Source organism: Virgisporangium aurantiacum (assembly GCF_016863635.1).
In the GTDB taxonomy this organism is placed as follows: Bacteria; Actinomycetota; Actinomycetes; order Mycobacteriales; family Micromonosporaceae; genus Virgisporangium; species Virgisporangium aurantiacum.
Window position 1 is genome coordinate 113802 of the sequence record NZ_BOPG01000025.1, and the last position, 23296, is coordinate 137097.

The following is a 23296-nucleotide window of genomic DNA, read 5'->3' on the forward strand; positions in this document are numbered from 1 at the left end:
CGCTATGTCCGGCACCGCTTCCGGCACTTCTCGATTCCTGACCGATCAGAGCGCGAACCTTCCGCGCCGGAACGCCGCCATCGGGTACCGGTTGCCGGTGGAGTGGTCGACGACCTCCGACCGCTGGTCGTTCCACGTCCACTGCTTCATCGGCCGCTCACCGGTGACGATCTGGTCGCGGCGCGCCCGGTTCCGGTCCGCGCCGGCGGCCGCCTCGGCGGCGACCGTGAGCCGCCGCCGCAGTTCCGCGAACGCCGCCTGGATGTTCTGCCGCTGGCTGCGCGACGCCGTGGCCACCACGACGAGGCCGGTGGGCCGGTGGGTCAGCCGGGCGCACTGCTCGGACTTGTTGCGGTGCTGGCCGCCCGGCCCGGACCCGCTGAAGACGTCGACGTCGATGTCGTCCCAGGACGGGTCCGCCGGCGCGGCCTCGGTCGCGTCGAGAACGGCGAGCGTCGCAGTGGACGTGTGCCGACGGCCGGCCCGGTCGTTGCGGGGCACGCGCTGGATCCGGTGCGTACCACTGAGATTCTGGATACGCAGGGGCCGGCCGCTGATCGTCACCGTGATCGTCCGTCCATTATGGACGGACGCGGCGCAACCGTTGCGACGCGCGTGCGCGGCGACCGCGCCGGCCAGTTCCGTGGCGAAGTCGAGTGCGTCGTCGCCACCCTCACCCGGCCTGATCTCGACGACGTGTCTGGTGCTGGACATGCTGATGGAGCCCTTTCGGCGGGATGCGGAAGGGCGCACGGAAATGCGGAAGCGAGACGGCGACTGTGCGCACCGCGAGCGGCAGGCTGCCCACGCGGGATCGGGAACGCCGGCTCGCGACCTCAGCGACGGCCGGGCAGGTGCGCGCCAGCCAGCAACGGGGCCACGGGCGCGCACATGGCAACCATGGTGCCCGAAGAAAGCACGCGCGGCGACTAGAATTTCGCGCCATGGGGTCCGCGGTGCGCGCGGCCGTCGGGCGGCTTCCGGCCGCACCCGGCGTGTACCGCTTCCGAGACGCGCGTGGGCGCGCGCTCTACATCGGACGCGCGACCGCGCTGCGCCACCGCGTCGGCTCCTACTGGGCCGACCTGGGCGACCGCCGTCACCTGGAGCGGATGGTGCCGCAGATCGTGCGGGTCGAGGCGCTCGTCTGCGACTCCGTGCACGAGGCGGCGTGGCTGGAACGCAATCTCCTCGAGCGGTCGAGGCCGCGCTGGAACCGGGTCGCCGGCGGTGCCGAGGAGGCGATGTGCATCCGCCTGGAGCACCGGTCCGGCGTGCCGCGGTTGGTGACGGTGCACTGGCCCGTCACCGAGACGGCGGGAACGTTCGGCCCGTATCTGGGTGGGAACCGCACGCGGCTCGCGGTCTCGGCGCTCGACCGGGTGCTTCCGTTGTGGGCCACCGACGACCGGCTCGCCGGCAGCGCCCGGGACCTGGCCCGGGTCCGCGGTGTGGCGGTCGCCGACCGCGAACGCTTCCTGGCGACGGTCACCGCGGTCCTGTGCCGCCGACCCGACGCGGTGCTGACGGTCCGCGATCTCCTTGTGCGCCAACGCGACCGGGCCGCGACCAACCTGGCGTTCGAGCACGCCGCCCGCATCCAGGCGGAGCTCGAGGCCGTCGACTGGATCGTGGCCGAGCAGAAGGTCACCCACCTCACGGCGCGACCCGACGCCGAGGCCTACGGCTGGCACGACGGCCTGCTGGTCGGCTTCCGCTTCCACGCCGGCCGCCTGTGCGACTGGACCCAACGCGTGTGCGGCCCGCGCGCCGCCCGGCCGTACCTCGACCGCACCCCACCGGCGCTGGCGGAGTTCGCCCGCCGCAACGCCGATCTCGGCCGTACGCTGGCCGGCGGCTAATTGATTAGAACCAGGCGAGGCAGTGCGGGGCGCGTTCGGCGCGGAAGAGCGCATCGGCGCGGGCGGCGGCGTCCGGGTGGTGGGCCTGGATGTGCCCGGCCCGCACCAGCAGGCTCGGTGCGGTGCCGCCGAGGTACACCGAGGCCAGGTCGCTCACGTCCAGCGACAGGTCGGGCCGCCGGTCCGTCGGGACGCAGTCGGCCCGGCCGTCGCGGACGGTCAGCAGGTAGCGGGCCCGCTCGCCGAGGAACGGGTCCTCGACGTCCAGAACGAGGTCGCCGTCGGCGAACCAGCCGCGGGCGGTCAGCGCACGCGGGACGTCCAGCAGCCGCACCCAGAGCCAATCGGTGTCGTCGGTCACCTGCGCGCCACGGAAGTCCGCGAGCTGCCAACGCAGCGGGTGATCGGGCGCGACGTGCTTGAACGACACCTGGGAGACCAGGTCGTGCCCGAGCACGAACCGGGTCAGCGCCGTGTCGACGGCGTCGTCGAAGGCGATGATCTCGTCGACGACCAGGGTGTCGGGATCCTCGATCGAGTAGCAGGCGTACCCGTCCGGAACGCCGTCGGCGTCCCGGTGGACGGCGAGGTAGCGCGGCGCCGGCGCGACCGGCGGCCGCCCGGCTCCCTTGGCCCACCAACGGTGCGGCCGCGACAGCGCACCGGGTTGCGCCCGCCGGTACCGGTCGTAGACGTCTTCCAGAAGCTTGTCGCACTCGGACCGCCGCAGCACCTCGACGGTGCCGCTGTCGGCCGGTCCGGTCGCCCGGGGAACGGCGAGGGCGGCCCGGTGCCGCGTCACCGTCAGCCGGGTGGTGTAGGTCGCCGGACCGTAGCCGAACCGGCGGTAGATCAGCGCCTCGGAGGCCAGCAGCACGGACAGGAACTCCCCGCGCTCCCGGAGGTCGGCGAGCTGACGCCGCATCATCGCGTTGAGCACACCCTGGCGCCGGTGCGACGGCAGGACACCGACGACGGTGATTCCGGCTGCGGGTACGACGACCCGGCCGGGCAGCGTGAGCTCGAACGAGTACGCGCCGGCGGTGCCGACGGGACGGCCGTCCGCCGTCACGGCGAACAGGTTGCGGTCCATCTCGAGCGCCGCCCACCAGACGCCTTCCCGGGCGTTCGGCGTCTCCGGGAACCGCCCGAACGCGGCGTGGACGGTGTCGACGAAGACGTCGAACTCCTCGTCGGTGGTGGGCCGGATGTCCATCGCTGGTCTGGTGTGGGGGGACGGCGACGCGGTCACCGCCGGATCGTAGCGTTACTGTCCGGGCATGGCCCGGTGGATTTCGAACCCTGACCGTGACGCCGGCTGGACCTGCCGGCCGGCGCCGGCCGGGGTGCTGGACTTCCACCGGTCGCTGCCCGGGTACGCGCCGACACCGTTCGTTCCGCTGCCCGGGCCCAACGGAACGCGCCTGTTCGCCAAGGACGAGTCGAACCGGCTCGGGTTGCCGGCGTTCAAGGCGCTCGGCGCGTCGTGGGCCGTGCACCGGACGCTGCGGGAGCGCGCACCCACCGGCCCGGTCACGATCGTCACCGCGACCGACGGCAACCACGGCCGCGCCGTCGCGCGGTTCGCGCGGGGGTTCGGCCACCGCGCGTCCATCTTCGTTCCGGACGGCGTGCATCCCGCCGCCGTCCAGGCGATCCGGGACGAGGGCGCAACCGTGACGCACGTCGCCGGTGACTACGACGCGGCGGTGCGGGCCGCGTCCCGGGTCACCGACGGGATTCTCGTGCAGGACATGGCCTGGGACGGCTACGAGGAGATCCCGGGCTGGATCGTCGACGGATACACGACACTGTTCGCCGAGATCGACGACCAGTTGCAGGGGCGGCCCGACCTCGTCGTGGTCCCGGCCGGGGTGGGATCGTTGCTGCAGGCGGCGCTCACCCACTACCGGCGTGCGGACGCGGCGCCCGGTACCGCCGTGGTCAGCGTCGAACCGGCGACGGCGGCGTGCGTGCTGGCGAGCGTCGCCGCCGGCCGTCCCACGACGATCCCGACCGGGACGACCATCATGGCCGGACTCAACTGCGGCACCATCTCCTCGCTCGCGTGGCCCCACATCCGGCCCGGCCTCGACGGGTGCGTCGCCGTCGACGACACCGAGGTGGCCGACGCCGCCCGCCGGCTGGCCGCGAACGGCGTCGACGCCGGCCCGTGCGGCGCCGCCCCGCTGGCCGCGCTGGACGCCATCGAACCCGCCGGCACGGTCGTGCTCCTCGTCACCGAGGGAAGCGCGGCCAACCCGGCCTGAGCGCCGACCGTCAGCGGCGGCCGACCCAGACCATGCGGGTGGCGCGGACGACCAGGTCGTCGCGGTCGTTCGCGGTCGCGGCCAGGGTGTCGAGGGCGGCCAGGTCGTCGGCGCTCAGGGTGTCCTCCAGGCGGTGGCGCATGCGCTGCATGGTCACCTGGGCGTAGCGGCGGGCCTTCGCGGGCAGCGGCGGGCGCAGTTCGAGGTCGAAGCGGCGCTCGCCGTCGAGCGTGAATCCGGCGGACGTGAGGCGGGCGCCCCAGTCCAGACCCATGTGCATGCCGGCCTCGCGGCGCAGGCGGTCGAGTTCGGCGTGGCAGCGGTCCTCCAGGGCGACGCCGGCGGGGTCGGTGAGGAAGCGCGGGAACGAGTCCAGCTCGGTGATCATGAAGGCGCCGCCGGGGCGGAGCGTGTCGCGCACCTGGGCGAGCGTGCGGTCGACGTCGGCCATGTGGTGCATCGACGCCGAGGCCCACACGAGGTCGGCCGGGCCGAGGTCGGGCCAGGCCCCGTCGAGGTCCGCGCGGACGGTGCGGACGCGGTCGGCGACGCCGGCCTCGGTGGCGCGGTGGCGCAGGTGGGCCAGCAGGTCCTCGTCGAGGTCGACGGCGGTCACCTCGGCGTCGGGCAGGTGACGGGCGAGGGCGAGCGCGCCGGTGCCGCTGCCCGCGCCGAGGTCGATGATGCGCGGGTGGTCCGGCACCAGCGACGCGGCCCAGGCGATGAGCTCGCGGTGGTGGTCGTCGAGGACGTCGGCGTCGAGGTCGAGCATCTCGGCCATCTGGCCGGATCCCGGGTGGTGATGGTGGTGTGCCATGCCACGACGCTAGCGCCTCCTTGCGTCTACGACATAGTCTCTTGCGTATGACGCAAGACGGCGAACTCGACTCGCTGGTCCGCCAGCGCATCCGGAGCCTGCGGGTGGCCCGCAACTGGTCGCTGGACGAGCTCGCCGCGCGCAGCTACCTCAGCCCGTCCACCCTCAGCCGGATCGAGACCGGCCACCGCCGGATCGCCCTCGACCAGCTCGCCCCGATCGCGCGCGCGCTGGGCACGACGCTCGACCAGCTCGTCGAGTCCGGCCGCGACGAGGACGTGGTGATCCGCCCGCACCGCGACGAGACGCGCGGCATCACCACCTGGCTGCTGTCGCGCGAGGGCGCACCGGCGGGCATGACCGTGGCGAAACTGCGGGTGACCCGCGCCGTGCCCGCCGACCTGCGGGTGCACCCGGGGCGCGACTGGTTCACCGTGCTCTCCGGCACCGTCGTGCTCCGCCTGGCCGAGCGCACCATCCTGGTCCGCGCCGGCGAGGCCGCCGAGTTCTCGACGATGGTGCCGCACGCGTTCGGCGTCACCGGCGGCCCGGCCGAGATCCTCTGCATCCTCGACCACGACGGCGAGCGGACCCACCTCGGGCCGGGCTCAGCCCCGTAGTGCCGGGATCGGACCGAGGAGCTCGATGCCGTTGCGCGACGCGATCTCCAGCACGGTCGCCATGTCGGGCGGGCCGGCAGCGGCGGCCGCCGCCACCGCGCGGCTGAAGCCCTCCATCGGCGCGCCCGGCGCGTGCACGGAGAACGCGACGGCCGGCCGGTCGGACTCGTTGCGGACCGCGTGCGGCACGTTGCCGGCCAGCGGGACGGCGTCGCCCGCCCGGGCGGTCACGCGGCGCACACCCGCATCGCCCTCGTCGATGTAGAACGTGAACTCGCCGTCGAGCACGCGGTAGATCTCGCCGGGCGCGTGGCGGTGCATGACCGGCGGGCCGCCGCCCGGATGCATCGTGATCTCGACGGCGAACAGCGCGCCGCCGGTCTCGTCGGAGCCGGCCAGGATGGTGATCTCGTCGGTTCCCATGAGCAGCCGCTCGCATCCGGCCCGATCGACAGGTAGCTTGTCCATGTCTCCGAAAGTAGACAGGCAGCTTGTCCATTGTCAAGGACGGAGTCCGATGTCGCGTCGCACGCCGATCACCGACGGCCGGCCCCGGCCGGACAATCTCGCCGTCCTCCTGCGCGAGGTCTTCGTGGCCCTGAACGACCGCGCGCTCGCCCGCCTCGCCGAACGCGGGCACGGCGTGGTGCGGGCCGCGCACAGCGCCGTCTTCCAGTACCTCGACGACACCGGCACCACCGTCAGCACGCTCGCCGAACGGGCACAGGTCACCAAGCAGGCGATGGCGGAACTGGTCGCCCATCTGGAGACGCACGGATACGTCGTCCGCGAGCCCGACCCGGCCGACCGCCGGGCCAAGCTCGTCATGCCGACCGCGCGCGGCCGCGAGGTGGTCGCGATCGCCCAGCAACTGGTGCCGGAGATGGACGCGGTGATCGCCGGCTGGCTCGGCGCCGGCCGCGCGAAGGACCTGCGCGCCGACCTGGAGAAGCTGCGCGCCCACCTGCTGAGTACGGGGACTCAGGTGTGGCGTCCCCCGCCGCCGTAGGTTCTCCGTATGGCATCGAAGGTTCTCGGTGGGCTGGCCGTCGCCGTGTTGTCGGCCGCGGCGTGGTTCGGGTGGATGGGCTGGGACACGGAGTACGACGTCGATCCGGTGACGCAGTCCGCCAGCGGCCCCTACCAGGCGTGGCAGGTGATCGGGTGCGGCGTCACGTTGCTGGTGCTGCTCGTCGGCGCGCTCCTGCTGGGCGTCACCGCGCCCGTTGCCTGCGTGGCCATCACCGTGCCGTTCACCGCGGCCTGGACCACGACGGCGGCCGCCACCGACGACTCCGGCCTGTTCGTGGTGGGTGCGGTGCTGGTGTTCCTCGGCCTGGCCGCGGCGACGACGGTGGTCTCGGCGGTGACGGTGGCGCTGCGGCGAAGCTGACGCCCGTCCGGCCGTCGCGTGCCACGATCGGGTCATGACCAGGACCAGATCGGTCGGGTGCTACGGGGGTCATGTGCCCGATCGTCCGGATCCGGAGCGCGAGATCTGGGTCTACGACAGGGCGTTGTCGCTGCTGCTGGGCGAGGTGATCGGCACGGTGGAACGGTTGCCGACGGAGCGGCAGCCGGCGTGGTGGGCCACCCACGTGGAGGACCTGCGGGTGCAGGCCACGGTCAGCGACCTGTACTTCGACCTCACCGACGAACTGGACGCCCACCACCACGACGAGTTCGCCCGCCTGCTGGAGGAGGCCGCCGAGCGCCTGCGGCACCGCGGCGGCGAACCCGACGACCCGGAACCGGTTGCCGAACTCGGCCACGCGCTGGCGGACCTCATCCGGGGAACCCTTCCGGAACCACCCGCCGGGACGCTGTGGTTCTACGGCGCACCCGGCGGCCGCTCGACCATTCCGCCCGTGTAGTCACGACGCGTACGGTGGCAGGCCCGCCGGAGCCCACCCTCTCAGGTGGCCGTGAAGATCACCGCTCGGCCGGCGGCGGCCGCCCGGCCGTAGAAGTCGCGGACGTCGACGAAGTTCTCCCAGGTGTACGTGAAGTCCTCGTCGTCGCCGGCGCCGACGTACTCGGGATCGTCGATCGCGTCGAACCGGGTGCGCAGCCAGGCCTGGTCGATGCCGCGCAGCGCCACGGCCACGTCACGCACCTCGGACGCGCCGACGTGCACCACGTAGCAGTCCTCGTGCAGGTGCCGTCCACCGAGGACGGTGTGGTTCAGCGGGTACTCACCCGCGTCCGGGTACAGCGTGCCGTCGGTGAGGCAGCGGTGCATCGCGTCCCACGCCTTGTCGGTGTCGACCGTCAACCGGTCGTCGTCCCACGACTCCTCGAGTTCCTCGACGATCTCGCCGACCGCGTCGTCGTCGCCGTCGGCGGCCAGCAGCGCCCGTTCCTGCTTCGCGGTGATCGCGAAGTGCACACCCAACATGTCTTGCGATCCTACGGACCGGTGACGCCGCCCCGGTGGAACCACGGTCACCGGCAGCCGCACCGTGTCGGGTGATCCGCGAAAGGCGGGTCCGGTCGGCCCATGGGCCGACCCGGTTGCGAGACGGTAGAAATTCCTCTGTTGTTCCCGATCGCGACGGGGACCCGCTCCCCATTCCCGTCACCCGAGGACACGCCACATGCGCAGAGCACTCATCGTCACCGCCCTCGCCGCCACGCTCACGGCGGTCGCACCGGCCGCCGCCGGCCAGGCCGCGGCCACCGATCCGGCACCGTCCGGGTCGGCCGCGGCGTCGAGTTCCGCGCCGGTGACCCCGGGCGACCAGCTCACCGGCCTCGGCACCCTCGGCGACTTCGGCACGCCCACCGCCTACCTGGCCGCGGCCGGCACCCGCTGGGGCGCGGCCGGCGCGTTCACGATCACCTACCCGGACGGCACCTACGCCATCGGCCGCTCGACCTGCCTCTCGGTCGACGGCAACGTCGCGTTCCTGACCGGGAAGATCGACCTGTCCGGCGGGCCGCGCCGCACCGCGAACGCGTGGACCAGGGGCAGCTACCTCGTGATCGGCGTCGAGGACAACGGCAACGGCCGCCCGGGCGAGACCCCGGACCGGCTGAACTTCTCCCCCGGCAAGACCGCCGACCCCGGCTGCGGCTGGAACGGCCAGGCCACGCCCGACTTCATGATCGTGCGCGGCAACTACCGCATCGTCGACGGCGCCGCCTGAGAGACCTGCGCGGCACCGAACACCCAGCCCGACGTCTGCGCGATGAAGTCGGTCGGGAAACCGGCCTCGAACGGGGCCGCCGCCTCCAGCCGCGCGCACTCCTCCGGCGCGAGGTCGACGGCGAGGGCACCGAGGTTGTCGCGCAGTTGGTCGACGCGGCGGGCACCGACGATCGGGTGGATCGCCGGCGAGCGGGTCATGGTCCAGGCGATCGCCACCCGGGCCGGTGTCACGGCCCGCTCGTCGGCGATCTCCCGCACCGCCCGCGCGACGGCGTGCGCCCGCGCGTCGACCGAACCCGGGTCGAGCCGGACCCCGGCCGGCGCCGCCCCGCCGCCGCTGTACTTGCCGGACAGCACCCCGCCGGCCAGCGGGCTCCAGACGGTGACGCCGAGGCCGAGCGCCTCGGCCATCGGGAGCAGGTCCCGTTCGACGTCGCGCTGCAGCAGGTTGTACGGCACCTGGAGGGCGACGAACGGGCTCCAGTCGCGCAGCGCCGCCATCGTGTTGGCCCGGGACACGACCCAGGCGGGGGTGTCGGAGACGCCGACGTAGAGGATCTTGCCGGCGCGTACGGCGTCGTCGAGGGCGCGCATGGTCTCCTCGATCGGCGTGGCGCGGTCCCACATGTGTACCCAGTACAGGTCCAGGTGGTCGGTGCGCAGCCGGCGGAGGCTGGTCTCGAGGGAGGCCCGCAGGTTCTTGCGGGCGTTGCCCGCCGCGTTCGGATCGGCGCGGTTGCGGGAGACGGTGTACTTGCTGCCGAGGACGAAGGAGTCCCGGCGACCGGCGAGCAGCTCACCGAGGAACTCCTCGCTGGCGCCGTCGCGGTAGTTGATGGCGGTGTCGATCGTGTTGCCGCCCGCCTCGGCGTAGGCGTCGAGGATGCGTCGGCACTCGTCGATGGGCGCGCCGACGCCGCCCTGCTCCCCGAACGTCATCGCGCCGAGGATCAGGTCGGACACGCGCAGCCCGCTGGTGCCCAGCGTCCGGTATCTCATGCGTCGACCATACACCGCGTCCATACACAGTGTATGGTGAGCGCCATGCCGGATCCGCGTGGTGCCCGCCCGGGAGACGCCGACCTCCGCGAACGCGTCCTCGACGCCACCCGGCAGCTGCTCGACGGGCGCCGTTTCGACGCGCTCAGCGTGGCCGACATCATCGCGGCGGCCGGCGTCTCCCGGGCGAGCTTCTACTTCTACTTCCCGAACAAGCAGGCCGTGCTGGCCGAGCTCGTCCGGCGTGCGGTCAGCGGTGGGCAGGAGGCGGCCCGGCCGTGGATCGCGACGGTGACCGACCCGGTCGACGCGCTGCGGCTGGGCATCGAGGCCGGCGCCGCGCTGTGGCGCGCCAACGCGGGCGTCCTCGTCGCGATCGTCGACAACCAGGGCACCGACGACCAGCTCCGCCGGCTGTGGCACGACCAGATGCAGACGTTCACCGACGCCACCGTCGCCCGCATCCGGGCCGATCCCGAACTCGTGGGTCGGCTCGACGGCCGGGACATCCCGGCCGTCGCCGCGTCACTGACCTGGCTGGGCGAGCGGCTGTACTACCTCGCCGCCGCCGACGTGCCGCCCTTCGACGACCCGGAGACGCTCGTCGACACGCTGCTCCACGCGTGGACCCGCATCCTCTACACGCCCTGAAGGACGCGCTCCCAGTCGACCGTGCGGGCCCAGTCCCCGTAGCTGTGCCAGGCCACCTCGGGATACCGGGCGCGCAGGCCCGCGACGTCGAGGAAGTCGGTGTTCTCCTCGAACCGCTGGAACATGTCGGCGATCTCGTCGCCGGCCCACTGCCGCACCTGGTCGAGTGGCAGTTGGACGTACGGGACGGCACGGCCGAGCACGTCGCTCAGGATCCGGGCCGCCTGCTCGCCCGTCACCCGGTCCGACGCCACGTCGATCCGCTCGCCGACGAACCGGTCCGGGTGCTCGATCGCGTGCACGGCGAGGCCGGCGATGTCGCGCACGGTCACCTGGTCGAGCGGCTTGCCGGCGGTGAGCGGGTTGGCCAGCACGCCGTCGCCGAGGCGGCTGAACCCGAGGTTGAGCGCGTTCTCCATGAAGTACACGGGCCCGAGGACGGTCGCCCGGACGTCGCGCCCGCGGAGATACGCCTCGATGACCTGCTTGCTGTCGGCGTGGCCGATGTCCGTCGAAACGTCGCGGTCCGCGCCGCGCACGGACGAGTGGACGAGGTGTGCGCCGGCCAGCGCCGCCGCGTCCACGATCGATCGTCCCTGGGCGATCTCCCCGTCCTGCCCGGTGTCGCCGAACGGAACCGACAGCCCGAAGACCGCGTCGACGCCCTTCGCCGCCGCCCCGAGCGCCGCGGTGTCGACCAGCTCGCCGGCGACGAGCCGGACGCCGGCCCGCGACAACGCCAGCGCCCGCGGCGACTCCGGCGACCGCACGTACGCGGTGACCTCGTGCCCGCGGTCGAGCAGCAGGTCGGCGACGGCGCCGCCCTGCCTGCCGGTGGCTCCGATGACGAGAACCGTGGCCATACACAACTCCTTGATAGAGGTGGACAACGTGCAAGGCAGACGATTCTCTGGCCTCAACCTCTGTTGAGGTCAAGCGCTAGGGTCGACGCATGCCGAGGGCCCGCACCACGTTCCACGAACTCACCGTCGGCCAGGTCGCCGACCGCAGCGGCGTCGCCGTCTCCGCCCTGCACTTCTACGAGCGCAACGGCCTCATCCGCAGCACCCGCACGGCGAGCAACCAGCGCCGGTACAGCCGCGACACGCTGCGCCGGGTCGCGTTCATCCGGGCCTCGCAGCACGTCGGCATCTCGCTGGCGACGATCCGCGCGGCGCTCGACCGGCTGCCGAGCGAACGCACGCCGACCCGCGACGACTGGGCCAGCCTGTCGGCGACCTGGCGCTCCGAACTCGACGCGCGCATCGCCCACCTGCAGGCGCTCCGCGACGACCTGACCGACTGCATCGGCTGCGGCTGCCTGTCCCTGCGGGTCTGTCACCTCACCAACCCCCGCGACGTCCTGGGCCGCGACGGCCCGGGCGCCCGCCGCCTGCCGGCGCCGGCGGTGGAGACGTGAGCGCCCAGATCCCGGACGAGCTCCGGTATCGGGGACGGCTGTTCGCGCTGACCGCGGCCGAGGGCGTCGGCGGCTTCGACCCGGCCGAACACGGCCTGACCCCGCGCCCGGCGAGCACGGCGTGCTGGCGCGGCACGGTCTGCCGCTACCGTCTCCGCTACCGGCAACTGCTGCTCGACCGGCTCGACCTGGCCACCGACGACCCGCCACCCCCGCTGGCGGGCGCCGAACCCCGGGCCGGTCGCTACGACTGGCGCTACCGCGACCTCGGCCTGCCGGTCCCGTTCACCGGACGCATGCTCGTCGGCCGCGGCGACGTCGACGGCACCCCGTACCTCAACATGGGGTTCTGGCCGGCGTGGATGTACGCCGAGGCGCACGAGCTCACGTTCACCGACGGCACGTTGACCGGCGCGCGCGACGTCTCCGACGACCTGGCCGCCGTCCGCGACACCATCGCCGAAGCCGGGCCCGGCGCCGGGGAATCCAGCAGCGACTGGATCGCCCGCACGTTCTCGTTGACGTTCGCCTACAGCTGGCCCGGACTACTCTCCGGTGGTGACCCATCTGCTGAGTCGTGAGCAGGCCCGCCGGATCGCGGTCCGGGCGCAGTACCTGAGCAGGGAGCGGCCGGCCGGCCTGCTCGACCTGGTGCGGCAGCTGACCCTGCTGCAGGTCGACCTCACCCAGGCCGTGGCGCCCAGCGCCGACCTGGTGGCGTGGAGCCGGCTCGGCGCGGCGTACTCGCCGAAGGACCTGGAGGCGGCGCTGGGCAACCAGGCGCTCGTGGAGTTGCAGGCGCTGATCCGGCCGGCCGAGGACATCGCGCTGTACCGGGCCGACATGGCCGCCTGGGACGAGCGCAACGGGATGCTGGGCGGCTGGCGCGAGTCGAACCGGAACTGGGTGGCCGCCAACCGGGGCTGCCGGCTCGACATCCTCAGCCTGCTGCGCACCGACGGTCCCCTGCCGGCGCGGGAGATCCCGGACACGTGCGAGGTGTCCTGGCGGTCCAGCGGCTGGACCAACAACCGCAACGTGTTGAAAATGCTGGAGTTCATGGAGGTCCGCGGCGAAGTCGCGGTGGTCGGTCGGCAGGGCGGCCGGGACCGCCTGTGGGACCTCGCCGAGCGCGCCTATCCCGACGACGACGTGGTGCCCGCCGCCGAGGCGGCGGTGACCCGGGCCGAGCGGCGCCTGCGGTCGCTGGGCATCGCCCGCGAGCGCGGGCCGGAGTGCCCGATCGAACCGCAGGACGTCGGCAAGGTCGGCGAGCCCGCCGTCGTCGACGGGGTGAAGGGCACCTGGCGGGTCGACCCCGCACAGCTCGACCAGCCGTTCGCCGGGCGGGCCGCGCTGCTGTCGCCCATCGACCGGTTGGTGTACGACCGCAAGCGGATGGTCGAGATCTTCGAGTTCGACTACCAGCTGGAGATGTACAAGCCGGCCGCCAAGCGCCGCTGGGGCTACTACGCGCTGCCGATCCTCTACGGCGACCGCCTCGTCGGCAAGGTCGACGCCACCGCCGACCGCCCGGCCGGGGTGCTGCGCGTCGACGCCGTCCACCGCGACGTCCCGTTCACGAAGGCGATGACCTCCGCGGTCGACCGCGAGATCCGGTCGCTGGCGACGTTCCTCGGCCTGAAACCGACAATGCCGTAGCGCCGTTATTTCGGATCCGTATATTCTGGATCCGTGAAGAACGGATCCGTAATACTTGAGCTGCAGCGGGCGACACACGCCACGCTGCAGCGGTTGGCCGCCGACCTGGCCGGGCTCGGGCTCGCCGCGTCGGACATCAACGCGCTCGGCAACCTCGCCGACGGCACCGCGCGCACCGTCTCGGAGCTCGGCACCGCGGTCGGCACGAAACCGGCGACGATGACGGGCGTCCTCGACCGGCTGGAGGGCCGCGGCCTGATCACCCGGGCGGCGCGCCCGGGCGACCGCCGGGCCGTCGTCGTCCAACTGACGCGGGACGGGGTGAAGGCCGCCACGCAGGTCCGGCGGGCCATGGACGACCTGGAACGGCGGGCGCTCGCCGACCTGCCGGCCGGCACCCTCGACGGCGCCCGTGCGGTGCTGCGCGCCCTGGCGGAGGTGGAGTGATGGCCTTCGACGACCTGCTGGCCGAGGTGATGTCGACGGCCGACCGGTTCGGACACCGGCAGCACATCCACCTGACCTGGCTCGCCGTGCGCCGGTACGGCACCGGTGCGGCGGTCACGCTGGTCAGCGACGGCATCCGGCGCACCGCCCGGTACGCCGGCGCGCCGCAGAAGTACCACGCGACGGTCAGCCGGGCGTGGGTCGAGCTCGTCGGCTACCACGCGGCCGAACACACCGGCGACGACTTCGACGCGTTCGTCGACGGCAACCCGGCGCTGCTCGACAAGCGGCTGCTGACCCGGTTCTACCGGTCGTCGACGCTCGCCGCGCCGGAGGCGAAGGCGGGCTGGGTCGAGCCGGATCTCCGACCCATCCCCGGTTAGGCTCCGTCCCACCAGCGGAGGACCCGCAGTGCCCGGAGGGTGTTCCAGCGGCTCGGCTCCCCCACCCCGGCGTCGAACGGGAAGTGGACGCGGCCGGGGTGCACGCGGTCGAGCTGCCAGCGCCCGTCGGGCTGCTGCTTGGCTCGCACGAGGTCGACCGCGTCCGCCAGGCGGGGATCCCGCGGCCCGCCCGCGCGGCGGAAGTGGTCGAGCGCGCGCAGCACGTCGTAGTGCCAGTAGTACGGGAACGCGAAGTCGAGGTAGGCCTCGTCGACGACCGCGCCGGTGCTGCGGCGGCGGAACAGGGCGCGCTCCAGCAGGTACTCCTCCCCGCTACGGCGGGCCGTGCGGAGATCGTCGGACGCGCCCACCGTCCGCTCGTATTCGAGCAGGCCGTCGAGCACGCACAGCGTCGTGTCGAACGAGGACCGGACCGACCCGAACTCCGCCTCGCAGTTCCAGCCGCCGTCGGGCAGGCGCTCGGCGAGGAGCCGGTCGACGATCGGCGCGATGTCCACCCCGAAGTAGGCGCCGGCCTCGACGGTGCGTCCGTTGATGCACGGCTCGACCTCGCCGTCGAAGTAGCGCTGGCCGTCGTGGTCCCACGTCGCGTTCGCGCCGATGAGCGCGACCGCCCGGCGGGCCGGCCCGCACGCCGGGTCGAGGCCGAGGATCTGCAGCGTCTGCAGGACGTGCATCGTCGTCGTCCACGGCTGGCCCGGCTCGTCGCGCGGGTGGTCCGCCGGGAACAGGCTGCCGCCGTCCCACTGTCCGTCCGGATCCTCGAGGGCGAGGAGCCGGGCACCCCAGCCCTCGTGCTCGACGCGGGCCCGCTCGGCGGCGACCGCGTCGGGCGACGCGTCGGCCAGGTCACGCAGCACCTGCCACCGGATGGCGGGATCCGAGTCGAGCAGCCAGTCGACGACGTCCATCGCCGCAGACTACCGATGGCCGCCTACCGATGGGCCGCGAAGATGCGGTCGTAGATGCGGTCGATGACGTCGTTCTTCGCCAGGCTGTAATCGCCCGGCCGGTCGACGGTCTCCCCCGCGATCCGCCGCTTGGCTGCCGCGTACCGGTCGCGGTCGTCGGGATGCTCGCGCAGCCAGTCACGGAAAAGCTTGTGGCGGACGGGTTCCGGCGCGTCGTGCGGCCAGACGTGCAGGTTGACGTCGGCGGTCTCGCTGACGAGCATCCGGTGGCCGTACCACCACGGTTCGCGGAGCACCAGGCGGTAGCCGATCCCCTCCAGCGCCGGCAGGTACCGGGACTCGTCGGCGGTGTCGTCGAGGAGCAGGTCGATGTCGATGATGGGCTTGGCCGCGAGGCCCGGCACCGCGGTCGAGCCGACGTGCTCGATCGCGTGCACCCCGCGTCCGATGTGGGCCGTGAGGTGCGCCGCGGCCGCGGCGAACCGATCGGCCCAGCCCGGGTCGTATTCTTCGATGACGATGGCCGCCCACCGTTCCGGCGGCTCGCCGACCAACCCGGCGCCCAGCTGTTCGGGGTTGGCGTGGAAGCGCTCGCGCACCTCCGGCGGAAACTGTTCCAACTCGACCTCCCGATCGGAGCAAAGTCGGCGAGCCTACGGTCTTACGGCGGCTCCCGCCAGTGGTCGCCGAACAGTTCCCACAGGCGCGGGTAGGCGAGGGCGAGCTGGGCGGTGTCGAGGCCGGCCGCGTGGGACGAGCGGTACTTGGCGGTACCGAAGGGCTTCCGTCGTAAGTTACTTTTAGGTAACCTCGGCGACGCACACTCCGCAGGCCTGCGCACCACCCGGACGTCCGCCCACCCCGTCCCGTCGCGACACCACGCCCTTCAGGAGGAATCGTGGGTCCACTGCGCCGATCCACCATGCTCGCCGCGGCCGCCGTGCTCGGTGCCGTCACCGCTGTCGCGGTGCCGGCCGCCGCGCAGGCCGCGCCGATCGCGGTCGACTTCAACAATGTCACCGGCACCACCCACCTGGCCAAGCCGAACGTCGACGTCGCCGTTCCGACGTCGGTCGTGAAGACCCAGGTGGACCTCGACACCAAGACGCTCACCGGCAGCGCCGCCCTGGCGCCGCTCACCGCGAAACTCAACCTGGCCAGCCTGATCGGGGTCACGTCGACGGTGAAGGTGGTGTCGACGGGTCCGCTCACCGGCACGATCGACCTCGCCGCGTCGAAGCTGACGACGACCACGACGTTCGTCCTCGAGGTGACCAACGTGCACCTCGACGCCGCACCGGGCATCAACCTCGTCCCGAAGGGCTGCCGGACCAGCCGGGCGACCACGCTGACCCTGCGGAACACGACCCCGGTCGACATCTTCCAGCCGATCACCACCCAGGGTACGTACACGATCCCGTCGTTCACCCGCTGCGGCGTGCTGACGCCGTTGCTGTCGCTGCTCCTGTCCGGGCCGAACAACACGATGACGCTCGTGCTGAAGTAGGCGCATGGCGGAAAACGAGCTGACCGGCGGTGGGCGGACGAGCGTCCACCGCCGGGGCGACGTGGTGGTCCGGGACGCCGGGCCGTGGACGCCGGCCGTGCACACGCTCCTGCGTCACCTGGAAGGCAAGGACTTCGCCGGTGCGCCGCGCCTCGTCGGCACCGGCATGGACCGTGGCCGGGAGACGCTCACCTTCATCGAGGGCACCTTCACCCAGCCCGGTCCGTGGAGCCTCGACGGGGCCGCGGGCGTCGGCGCGCTGCTCAGGGACCTGCACGACGCCACCGCCGACTACGAGCCGCCGCCGGGCGCGGTGTGGTTCCCGTGGCACGGCCGCGACCTCGGCGGGCCGCACCGGGTGATCGGGCACTGCGACGTGGCGCCGTGGAACATCGTGGCCCGCGGCGGATTGCCGGTCGCGCTCATCGACTGGGAGACCGCCGGACCGGTCGACCCGATCGTCGAACTGGCGCAGGCCGCCTGGCTCAACGCCAAACTCCACGACGACGTCGTCGCCGGCCTGGAAGGGTTGCCGCCGCTGGCGGACCGCGCCGCGCACCTGCGCGCGATCGTCGACGGCTACGGGCTTCCGGCCGCACGGCGGCGGGGGTTCGTCGACCGCATCATCGAGTTCGTCGTGTGCGACACGGCCGGCCAGGCCGACGAGGCCGGTGTCACCCCGGAACTCACCAGCCATCCGGACGCGCTGTGGGGAATGGCGTGGCGGGCCCGGGCCGGCGCGTGGATCGTCCGCAACCGCCGCGTCCTCGACAACGCGATGTGATCGCGGGGCGCGGCTACACCGCGGGGAACGCCACGTGGATCGCAAGACCTCCGCCGGGACGCGCGTGCGCGCTGACGCCGGCACCGTGTGCGGTCGCGATCGCCCGGACGATCGACAGGCCCAGGCCGTGGTGACCGTCGTCGGCGGTGCGTTGCAGCCGCTGGAACGGCTCGAACAGCCGGTCGACCTGGGCCGGCGGCACCACCTGGCCGGTGTTGGCCACCGACAGCACCACCTGGCCGACCTTGCGGCGCACGCCGATCTCGACGGTGCCGCCGGGGACGTTGTAGTGGATGGCGTTGTCGCAGAGGTTCGCCAGCAACCGGGCCAGCAGCACCTCGTCACCGGTGATCCGCTGCGGACGGAGCGTGCGCACCACGCGGAGGCCGCGCCGCTCGACGTCGGGTTCCCGGTCGTGCAGGGCCTGTTCGATCAGCTTGCCGAGGTCGACCCAGCCGTCGGGGGCGCGGGCGTGCTCGCTGCTCGTCAACGTCAGCAACGATTCGAGCAGCTGGCCACGCCGTTCGCTGACGACGAGCAGCCGCTCGAAGTTGGCCCGGAACGACGCGAGGTCGGCGTCCGGATCGATGAGCGGCTCCTCCAGGAGGGCGCGTTCGATGGTCAGCGGGGTCCGCAGTTCGTGGGCGGCGTTGGCGACGAAGCGTTTGTGCGCGTCGAGCGCGGTCTCCAGCCGGCCGAGCAGTTCGTCGACGGTGTCGGCGAGGTCCTTCAGCTCGTTGCGCGGGCCGGGCAGGGCCAGCCGCTCGTGCACCGTGCGCTCGGAGATGCGGTGCAGGCGTTCGGTCATCGTCAGCACCGGGCGCAGCATGCGACCGGCGATCAGCCAGCCGAGCAGCAGCGAGAGGACGGCCAGGATCGCGAGCGCGAGCCCCGGCAGGATCAGCATCTCGGCCGAGAACTCGCCGCCCCGCGGCACCGGTTGGATCATCGGCGTGAACCCGTCCGGGGCCGGCACGTCCTGCTTCATGATCCGGTCCGGCAACCCGCCACTGGCCAGCAGGGCCATGATCACGAGCAGCACCAGGCTGGACACCACCGACACGAGGCAGTACAGCAGCGTCAACCGGAACCGGAGCGGGTGCTGCACGTCAGATCCGGTATCCGGCGCGGGGCACGGTCTCGATGAGCGGCGGGTCGCCGAGCTTGGACCGCAGCCGGTTCACCGTCGCCTTCACCGTGGTGGTGAACGGATCGGCCGCCTCGTCCCACACCCGGTCGAGCAGTTCCTCGGCCGACACGACCCGGCTGTCGCAGCTCAACAGGTACTCCAGCACGGCGAACTCCTTCGGGCTCAGCGGTAGCCGCGACCCGGCCCGGGTGGCGGTGCGCTGCGCCGGGTCGAGCCGCAGGTCGCCGTGGACCAGCACCGGCGGGGTCGCCGGCCGTACGCGCCGGCCGACGGCCCGGATCCGGGCCACGAGTTCGGCGTAGGCGAACGGCTTCGGCAGGTAGTCGTCGGCGCCGAGGCCGAGCCCCTCGACCCGTTCGGCGATGGTGCCGGACGCGGTCAGCATGAGGATCCGGGTGGTCGCGCCCTGGTCGATCAGCGCCCGGCACACCTGGTCGCCGTGCACCACCGGCAGGTCGCGGTCGAGGACGACGACGTCGTACTCGACCACCGTGGCGCGTTCCAGCGCCGCTCCCCCGTCGTACGCGACGTCGACGGCCATGCCCTCGCGCCGCAGCACCCGTGCCACGGAGTTGGCCAGGTCAGGTTGGTCCTCGACCACGAGCACCCGCATGCGGCCACCTCCCCCTGGTGAAGATTATCGGCCGGCCCGTCACAGTCCGGTCACAACGGCGCGGACCGTGCTGTGACCGTCCGAGGCATAGAAATCTCCCGACATCACAACCTTGGGAGGACGCGATGACCCCGGTCATCCATACCAACGGGCTGAGCAAGCGCTACCGGCGCAAGCTCGCGTTGGACGATTGCACCCTGTCCGTACCGGCCGGCCGGATCGTCGGGCTGGTCGGCCCGAACGGCGCCGGCAAGTCGACCCTGCTCGGCCTGGTGTGCGGCATGATCGCGCCGACCGGCGGGAGCATCGAGGTGCTCGGCCGGCAGCCGGCCACCAGCGCCGAGCAGCTCGCCCGGGTGGGCTTCGTGGCGCAGGACGCGCCGGTCTACCAGCGGCTCACGGTCGCCGAGCACCTGCGGCTCGGCGCCCGGCTCAACCCGCGGTGGGACAACGCGCTGGCGGAGCGGCGCATCCGGCAGCGGAACCTGGACCCCGGGCAGAAGGCCGGAACGCTGTCCGGCGGCCAGCGGGCGCAGCTCGCGCTGACCGTGGCCGCGGCGAAGCGGGCCGACCTGCTGCTGCTCGACGAGCCGGTCGCCTCGCTCGACCCGCTGGCCCGGCGGGCGTTCCTGCAGGATCTGCTGGACTTCGTCGACGAGTTGCAGGTGAGCGTCGTGCTGTCGTCGCATCTGCTCGGTGACCTGGAGCAGGTCTGCGACCACCTGATCGTGCTCGCCGACGCCCGGGTGCAGATCGCGGGCGACGTCGCCGACCTGCTCGCCGACCACCACCGGATCACCGGCGCGCCCGGCGAGACGCACCGGCTGGCCGCCGGCGCCGAGCTGATCCACGAGGAACAGACCCGGGACGAGTCGACGGTGGTGGTGCGGGCGGGCGGGCCGAAGCCCGGCGCCGAACCGGTCGATCTGGAGGATCTCGTGCTCGCGTACCTGACCCGGGCCGCGATGTCGACGGCGGGGGTGCACTGATGATCTGGCTGACCTGGCGGCAGTTCCGCGCGCAGTCCATCGTGGCGGCGGGTGCCCTGGCGCTGTTCGCGGCGTACCTCGTCTATCTCGGCCTGGCCAGCCGGGACTTCTACGACACCAAGATCGTGGGCTGCACGCCGGACACCTGCCGCCTGGTGACCCAGCAGTTCCAGAACGACTTCGGCGACATGTACATCCTGCTCGGCTTCGTGCTGATCGCCGTGCCGGGGCTCATCGGGATCTTCTGGGGCGCGCCGCTGGTGACCCGGGAACTGGAGGAGCACACCGACCGGCTGGTGTGGAACCAGAGCGTCACCCGCGCCCGGTGGTTGGCGGTCAAGCTCGGCGGCATCGCGCTGGCCGCCGTGGCGGTGACGGGCCTGTTCAGCCTCCTGCTGACGTGGAGCGCCAGCCGCTACGACTACGTGCTCGCCGACCGGTTCGCGGCGTCGAGCTTCGACGCGCGCAACATCGTCCCGATGGCGTACGGGCTGTTCGCGTTCGTGCTCGGGACCGTCGTCGGGATGGTGGTGCGGAGGACCGTTCCGGCGATGGCGATCACCCTTGCCGTGTTCGCGGTGGTGCAGGTCCTGATCCCGTCGGTGGTGCGGCAGCACCTGATGCCGCCGGTCACCACGACCGTGACGGTCGACGCGTCCGTCTTCGACCGGATCGACGGGATCAGCCTCCGCGAGAGCGGCGGCATGTTCCTGCAGGGGTACTCCATCCCCGGCGGGTGGTCGCTGTCCACCGAGGCCCAGCTGTTGAAGGCCGACGGCTCGGCGTACGGATCCGAGGACGCGCGGAAGTGCATGGCGGCCGGCAGCCGGGAGGAGAACGAGGCCTGCACGGTCGCCGCGAACCTGCACTTCTCGCACACCTACCACCCGGGCAGCCGCTACTGGCCGTTCCAGTGGATCGAACTGTCCCTGTACGTGACGGTGTCCGCGCTGCTGGCGGCGTTCGGCTTCTGGTGGCTCCGCCGGAAGGTCTGACCGCTGACCGCTGACCGCGCGCCGACGCGGGGCGGCGCGCGGTCAGCACGCGTCAGTAGGTGTTGTTCGCCGTGACGAGGCGGACCTCACCGGACGGGAGCGCCGGGCACACCGGCGCTCCCTTGTACGTCGCGCCGGCCGGGGTGATCACCCAGACCGGCAGGTTGGCGCTGCTGCCGATGAGGTAGGTGCCGAGGTCGTTGCCGGCGAACCGGTTGTGGTACGACGAGCACTCGTCGGCGGCCTCGTTGACCTCTTCGCGGTAGTGGACCATCGACGGCGAGGACCGCACGAACCCGTTGGCGCCGAACGTGTTGTTCTCGAACGAGTTGAAGTCGCTGCCGTCGCGCACCTTGATCGGCTCGCTGCTGACGCCCGTCACCTGGTTGCCGGCGAAGCGGTTGTTCGAGCTCGTTCGAGCTCTTGTGCGTCACGTAGATCGCGTGGATGTAGCTGTGCTCGGAGTTGCGCAGGTCGACGAAGTGGTTGTTCTCGATGCGGTTGTTCGACGACTCGGTGAGCACGATCCCGCCGTAGCCGCACCGCTGGAAGTCGGGGTCGTCGCACGCGCCGCCGGTGTAGGCGTTGCCGATCTTCGTGAACCGCATCCCGAAGACGGTGTTTCCGTCGAGCCCGCGCGCCGACGGCAGTCCGGGCGCGGAGGACCGCTGGTACCCGCCGCCGCACGAGCCGGCCGAGCCGTCCAACGACAGGGCGGCGTTGGCGTAGTACTCCACCCGCAGGTAGTAGAACCGCAGCCCGGACGTGCCGCCGTCGGCGAGCGGCTGCCCGGCAGCGCCCGGGCAGGCCATGAACCACGACCCGGTGATGTAGCGGCCGGATCCGCTGGCCCGCTTGTTCTGGAACACCGGCAGCGCGGCGATGCCGCCGACGCCCTCGCCGTACTCGTAGTCGTCGGGCAGGAACGTGATCGTGTGACCCGGCCGGTACGTCTGCCACGTGATGCCCTGCGCCACATAGGTTCCGGCGTGGATGCGCACCTCGACGTCCAGGTCGGCCGGGCCGGCGGCGACGAGCTGCTGCACCCGCACGAGGCTCGCGACCGCCGTGGCGGGCGTCGCGCCGTCGCCCGCGTCGTCACCCGCCGCGTTCATGTAGACGGTCTGCACCGTCGCGGCGCGAACAGGTGACGCCGTCAGCGTGGCCGCCGCCAACCCAGCCGCCACCACCAGTAGATATCCGATGTTCCGCACGTGACCCTCTCCCCGTATATCGATCTTCGTCGCTGCATCATACGGAAACGATCCGACAGTCGGGATCACCGGCGGGCGGCCCCGCAGAAGCTCGCCGCCCGCATCAAGGAACTACGCAACGGCACGCCGGGTGTCGGGAATCTTCGCGGCGGCGCGGTCGGCTTCGGCAACAGCGAGGTCCGCGACGCCGTGCTGACGATCATCAAGGAAATGCTGCCCACCGCGACCAACGTTCCGACCGGACCGGTGCAGGCCGCCGCCCGCATCAAGGTCGGCGCCAACCGTCGTGACGCCGACGGCATCGCGACCGAGGTCGAGAAGGTCTACGCCAAGCAGGTCGGCACCGCCGGCGCGATCTGCGTGACGCTGGTGGGCGAGTCGCACCAGCACCTCGACGGTTCCCTGACCGCCGACCACGACCGCGCGAAGACCCTGCTGACCTTCATGACCACCGGCGGCCGCCTCGACGCGACCGGCGTCGTCCTGCTGGAGCGCAAGATGGAAGCCCGCTACAAGCCGTACCCGATGCCGTTCGCACCGAATTCGATGCTGGAGACCGAGGTTCCCCGCACCGGCGGCGGCACGCTCGAGGCGGGGCTCGACCTCGAGCAGCGCGACTACGTCCTGGCCGGCTACCTGTTCCTCACCCTCGCCGGCGGTGACCAGTCGACGATCGACAACATCGTGGTCTTCCGGGGGTCGCGGCACGTCGAGTTCCTCGACAAGTTCGAGTACTTCGCGAAGACCGCGGCGAACGTCACCGGCGTCGACCGGGTGGCCCGGCGGCCGCGCACGCTGGTGTTCGCGGACTCGCTGTTGGCCTGATCGGA

At 72.3% G+C, this 23296-nt stretch carries 30 protein-coding genes; 18 read left to right on the forward strand and 12 right to left on the reverse strand.

Annotated elements, in window-relative coordinates:
• Positions 1 to 45: 45 nt before the first annotated feature.
• Positions 46 to 714 (reverse strand): peptide chain release factor-like protein, encoded by a 669-nt coding sequence (locus tag Vau01_RS20930; RefSeq protein ID WP_203995451.1) that lies wholly within the window; start codon positions 712 to 714, stop codon positions 46 to 48.
• A 230-nt stretch (positions 715 to 944) separates the two neighbouring features.
• Here Vau01_RS20930 and Vau01_RS20935 point away from each other — a divergent pair, with 230 nt between their 5' ends.
• Positions 945 to 1862, forward strand: coding sequence for a GIY-YIG nuclease family protein (locus Vau01_RS20935; protein WP_203995452.1), 918 nt, complete (start codon positions 945 to 947; stop codon positions 1860 to 1862).
• A 4-nt stretch (positions 1863 to 1866) separates the two neighbouring features.
• On the opposite strand, the gene Vau01_RS20940 is transcribed toward Vau01_RS20935, so the two are convergent.
• The gene (locus tag Vau01_RS20940; RefSeq protein WP_239151737.1) at positions 1867 to 3114 is read right to left on the reverse strand and encodes a GNAT family N-acetyltransferase; all 1248 of its coding nucleotides are present in this window, start codon (positions 3112 to 3114) and stop codon (positions 1867 to 1869) included.
• A gap of 28 nt (positions 3115 to 3142) precedes the next feature.
• Here Vau01_RS20940 and Vau01_RS20945 point away from each other — a divergent pair, with 28 nt between their 5' ends.
• Positions 3143 to 4132, forward strand: a complete 990-nt coding sequence (locus Vau01_RS20945) for a pyridoxal-phosphate dependent enzyme (protein ID WP_203995454.1) — start codon at positions 3143 to 3145, stop codon at positions 4130 to 4132.
• 10 nt (positions 4133 to 4142) lie between these two features.
• Here Vau01_RS20945 and Vau01_RS20950 read toward each other — a convergent pair whose 3' ends face one another.
• Positions 4143 to 4949: a class I SAM-dependent methyltransferase gene (locus Vau01_RS20950; protein ID WP_203995456.1), complete on the reverse strand. Its 807-nt coding sequence runs from the start codon at positions 4947 to 4949 to the stop codon at positions 4143 to 4145.
• A 47-nt stretch (positions 4950 to 4996) separates the two neighbouring features.
• Here Vau01_RS20950 and Vau01_RS20955 point away from each other — a divergent pair, with 47 nt between their 5' ends.
• Entirely contained in the window at positions 4997 to 5569 is a 573-nt protein-coding gene (locus Vau01_RS20955; protein ID WP_203995461.1) for a helix-turn-helix domain-containing protein, read from the forward strand.
• Here Vau01_RS20955 and Vau01_RS20960 read toward each other — a convergent pair.
• The gene (locus tag Vau01_RS20960; RefSeq protein ID WP_203995462.1) at positions 5558 to 6037 is read right to left on the reverse strand and encodes a cupin domain-containing protein; all 480 of its coding nucleotides are present in this window, start codon (positions 6035 to 6037) and stop codon (positions 5558 to 5560) included. The two genes, Vau01_RS20955 and Vau01_RS20960, sit on opposite strands and share 12 nt — an antisense overlap.
• Before the next feature lie 49 nt (positions 6038 to 6086).
• On the opposite strand from Vau01_RS20960, the gene Vau01_RS20965 reads away from it, so the two are divergent.
• The 3 genes from Vau01_RS20965 to Vau01_RS20975 are packed head-to-tail and all read left to right on the forward strand — an operon-like array spanning position 6087 to position 7443.
• Positions 6087 to 6578 (forward strand): MarR family winged helix-turn-helix transcriptional regulator, encoded by a 492-nt coding sequence (locus Vau01_RS20965; RefSeq protein WP_203995463.1) that lies wholly within the window; start codon positions 6087 to 6089, stop codon positions 6576 to 6578.
• A gap of 9 nt (positions 6579 to 6587) precedes the next feature.
• Positions 6588 to 6962 (forward strand): hypothetical protein, encoded by a 375-nt coding sequence (locus Vau01_RS20970; RefSeq protein WP_203995464.1) that lies wholly within the window; start codon positions 6588 to 6590, stop codon positions 6960 to 6962.
• 34 nt (positions 6963 to 6996) lie between these two features.
• Entirely contained in the window at positions 6997 to 7443 is a 447-nt protein-coding gene (locus Vau01_RS20975) for a hypothetical protein (protein WP_203995465.1), read from the forward strand.
• A 41-nt stretch (positions 7444 to 7484) separates the two neighbouring features.
• Here the strand turns inward: Vau01_RS20975 and Vau01_RS20980 are convergent, their stop codons facing one another.
• The gene (locus Vau01_RS20980; RefSeq protein ID WP_203995467.1) at positions 7485 to 7967 is read right to left on the reverse strand and encodes a DUF1877 family protein; all 483 of its coding nucleotides are present in this window, start codon (positions 7965 to 7967) and stop codon (positions 7485 to 7487) included.
• 199 nt (positions 7968 to 8166) lie between these two features.
• On the opposite strand from Vau01_RS20980, the gene Vau01_RS20985 reads away from it, so the two are divergent.
• On the forward strand, positions 8167 to 8718 hold the full coding sequence (locus Vau01_RS20985) for a hypothetical protein (protein WP_203995469.1): 552 nt from the start codon (positions 8167 to 8169) through the stop codon (positions 8716 to 8718).
• Here Vau01_RS20985 and Vau01_RS20990 read toward each other — a convergent pair.
• Entirely contained in the window at positions 8691 to 9719 is a 1029-nt protein-coding gene (locus Vau01_RS20990; RefSeq protein WP_203995470.1) for an aldo/keto reductase, read from the reverse strand. The two genes, Vau01_RS20985 and Vau01_RS20990, sit on opposite strands and share 28 nt — an antisense overlap.
• Positions 9720 to 9764: 45 nt before the next feature.
• On the opposite strand from Vau01_RS20990, the gene Vau01_RS20995 reads away from it, so the two are divergent.
• Positions 9765 to 10370 (forward strand): TetR/AcrR family transcriptional regulator, encoded by a 606-nt coding sequence (locus Vau01_RS20995; protein WP_203995471.1) that lies wholly within the window; start codon positions 9765 to 9767, stop codon positions 10368 to 10370.
• On the opposite strand, the gene Vau01_RS21000 is transcribed toward Vau01_RS20995, so the two are convergent.
• Complete coding sequence (locus Vau01_RS21000; RefSeq protein ID WP_203995473.1) at positions 10358 to 11233, reverse strand: NmrA family NAD(P)-binding protein; 876 nt, start codon at positions 11231 to 11233, stop codon at positions 10358 to 10360. The genes Vau01_RS20995 and Vau01_RS21000 overlap by 13 nt on opposite strands.
• An 89-nt stretch (positions 11234 to 11322) precedes the next feature.
• Here Vau01_RS21000 and soxR point away from each other — a divergent pair, with 89 nt between their 5' ends.
• Genes soxR through Vau01_RS21025 form a run of 5 tightly spaced genes read left to right on the forward strand, consistent with a single transcriptional unit; the run spans position 11323 to position 14282 of the window.
• Positions 11323 to 11790: a redox-sensitive transcriptional activator SoxR gene (gene soxR / locus Vau01_RS21005; RefSeq protein ID WP_203995475.1), complete on the forward strand. Its 468-nt coding sequence runs from the start codon at positions 11323 to 11325 to the stop codon at positions 11788 to 11790.
• Positions 11787 to 12371 carry a hypothetical protein gene (locus tag Vau01_RS21010; RefSeq protein ID WP_203995477.1) on the forward strand — a complete coding sequence of 195 codons (585 nt, stop codon included), beginning with the start codon at positions 11787 to 11789 and terminating at the stop codon, positions 12369 to 12371. Before soxR ends, Vau01_RS21010 begins: the two co-directional genes overlap by 4 nt.
• Positions 12349 to 13452, forward strand: coding sequence for a DNA glycosylase AlkZ-like family protein (locus tag Vau01_RS21015; protein WP_239151738.1), 1104 nt, complete (start codon positions 12349 to 12351; stop codon positions 13450 to 13452). Before Vau01_RS21010 ends, Vau01_RS21015 begins: the two co-directional genes overlap by 23 nt.
• 33 nt (positions 13453 to 13485) lie before the next feature.
• A complete protein-coding gene (locus tag Vau01_RS21020; RefSeq protein ID WP_203995482.1) occupies positions 13486 to 13899 on the forward strand; it encodes a MarR family winged helix-turn-helix transcriptional regulator in 414 nt (137 codons plus the stop codon).
• The gene (locus tag Vau01_RS21025; protein ID WP_239151739.1) at positions 13899 to 14282 is read left to right on the forward strand and encodes a hypothetical protein; all 384 of its coding nucleotides are present in this window, start codon (positions 13899 to 13901) and stop codon (positions 14280 to 14282) included. Before Vau01_RS21020 ends, Vau01_RS21025 begins: the two co-directional genes overlap by 1 nt.
• Here Vau01_RS21025 and Vau01_RS21030 read toward each other — a convergent pair.
• Together Vau01_RS21030 and Vau01_RS21035 are read right to left on the reverse strand one after the other, a co-directional pair.
• Positions 14279 to 15214 (reverse strand): prenyltransferase/squalene oxidase repeat-containing protein, encoded by a 936-nt coding sequence (locus Vau01_RS21030; RefSeq protein WP_203995484.1) that lies wholly within the window; start codon positions 15212 to 15214, stop codon positions 14279 to 14281. The genes Vau01_RS21025 and Vau01_RS21030 overlap by 4 nt on opposite strands.
• Before the next feature lie 23 nt (positions 15215 to 15237).
• Positions 15238 to 15834: a GrpB family protein gene (locus Vau01_RS21035; RefSeq protein ID WP_203995485.1), complete on the reverse strand. Its 597-nt coding sequence runs from the start codon at positions 15832 to 15834 to the stop codon at positions 15238 to 15240.
• A 278-nt stretch (positions 15835 to 16112) separates the two neighbouring features.
• On the opposite strand from Vau01_RS21035, the gene Vau01_RS21040 reads away from it, so the two are divergent.
• Together Vau01_RS21040 and Vau01_RS21045 are read left to right on the forward strand one after the other, a co-directional pair.
• Entirely contained in the window at positions 16113 to 16721 is a 609-nt protein-coding gene (locus tag Vau01_RS21040; RefSeq protein ID WP_203995486.1) for a hypothetical protein, read from the forward strand.
• Positions 16722 to 16725: 4 nt separating this feature from the next.
• Positions 16726 to 17505 (forward strand): phosphotransferase, encoded by a 780-nt coding sequence (locus Vau01_RS21045; RefSeq protein WP_203995489.1) that lies wholly within the window; start codon positions 16726 to 16728, stop codon positions 17503 to 17505.
• A gap of 13 nt (positions 17506 to 17518) precedes the next feature.
• On the opposite strand, the gene Vau01_RS21050 is transcribed toward Vau01_RS21045, so the two are convergent.
• The gene (locus Vau01_RS21050; RefSeq protein WP_239151740.1) at positions 17519 to 18613 is read right to left on the reverse strand and encodes a sensor histidine kinase; all 1095 of its coding nucleotides are present in this window, start codon (positions 18611 to 18613) and stop codon (positions 17519 to 17521) included.
• A 1-nt stretch (position 18614) separates the two neighbouring features.
• Positions 18615 to 19268 carry a response regulator transcription factor gene (locus tag Vau01_RS21055; protein ID WP_203995491.1) on the reverse strand — a complete coding sequence of 218 codons (654 nt, stop codon included), beginning with the start codon at positions 19266 to 19268 and terminating at the stop codon, positions 18615 to 18617.
• A 125-nt stretch (positions 19269 to 19393) separates the two neighbouring features.
• Between Vau01_RS21055 and Vau01_RS21060 the strand changes: the two genes are divergently transcribed.
• Complete coding sequence (locus Vau01_RS21060) at positions 19394 to 20257, forward strand: ABC transporter ATP-binding protein (RefSeq protein WP_203995493.1); 864 nt, start codon at positions 19394 to 19396, stop codon at positions 20255 to 20257.
• Positions 20257 to 21252 (forward strand): ABC-2 membrane transporter-related protein, encoded by a 996-nt coding sequence (locus Vau01_RS21065; RefSeq protein ID WP_203995494.1) that lies wholly within the window; start codon positions 20257 to 20259, stop codon positions 21250 to 21252. Before Vau01_RS21060 ends, Vau01_RS21065 begins: the two co-directional genes overlap by 1 nt.
• A gap of 86 nt (positions 21253 to 21338) precedes the next feature.
• Here the strand turns inward: Vau01_RS21065 and Vau01_RS21070 are convergent, their stop codons facing one another.
• Complete coding sequence (locus tag Vau01_RS21070) at positions 21339 to 22466, reverse strand: right-handed parallel beta-helix repeat-containing protein (protein ID WP_203995497.1); 1128 nt, start codon at positions 22464 to 22466, stop codon at positions 21339 to 21341.
• On the opposite strand from Vau01_RS21070, the gene Vau01_RS21075 reads away from it, so the two are divergent.
• On the forward strand, positions 22467 to 23291 hold the full coding sequence (locus Vau01_RS21075) for a hypothetical protein (protein ID WP_203995499.1): 825 nt from the start codon (positions 22467 to 22469) through the stop codon (positions 23289 to 23291). It abuts the gene before it with no gap.
• Positions 23292 to 23296 lie beyond the last annotated feature (5 nt).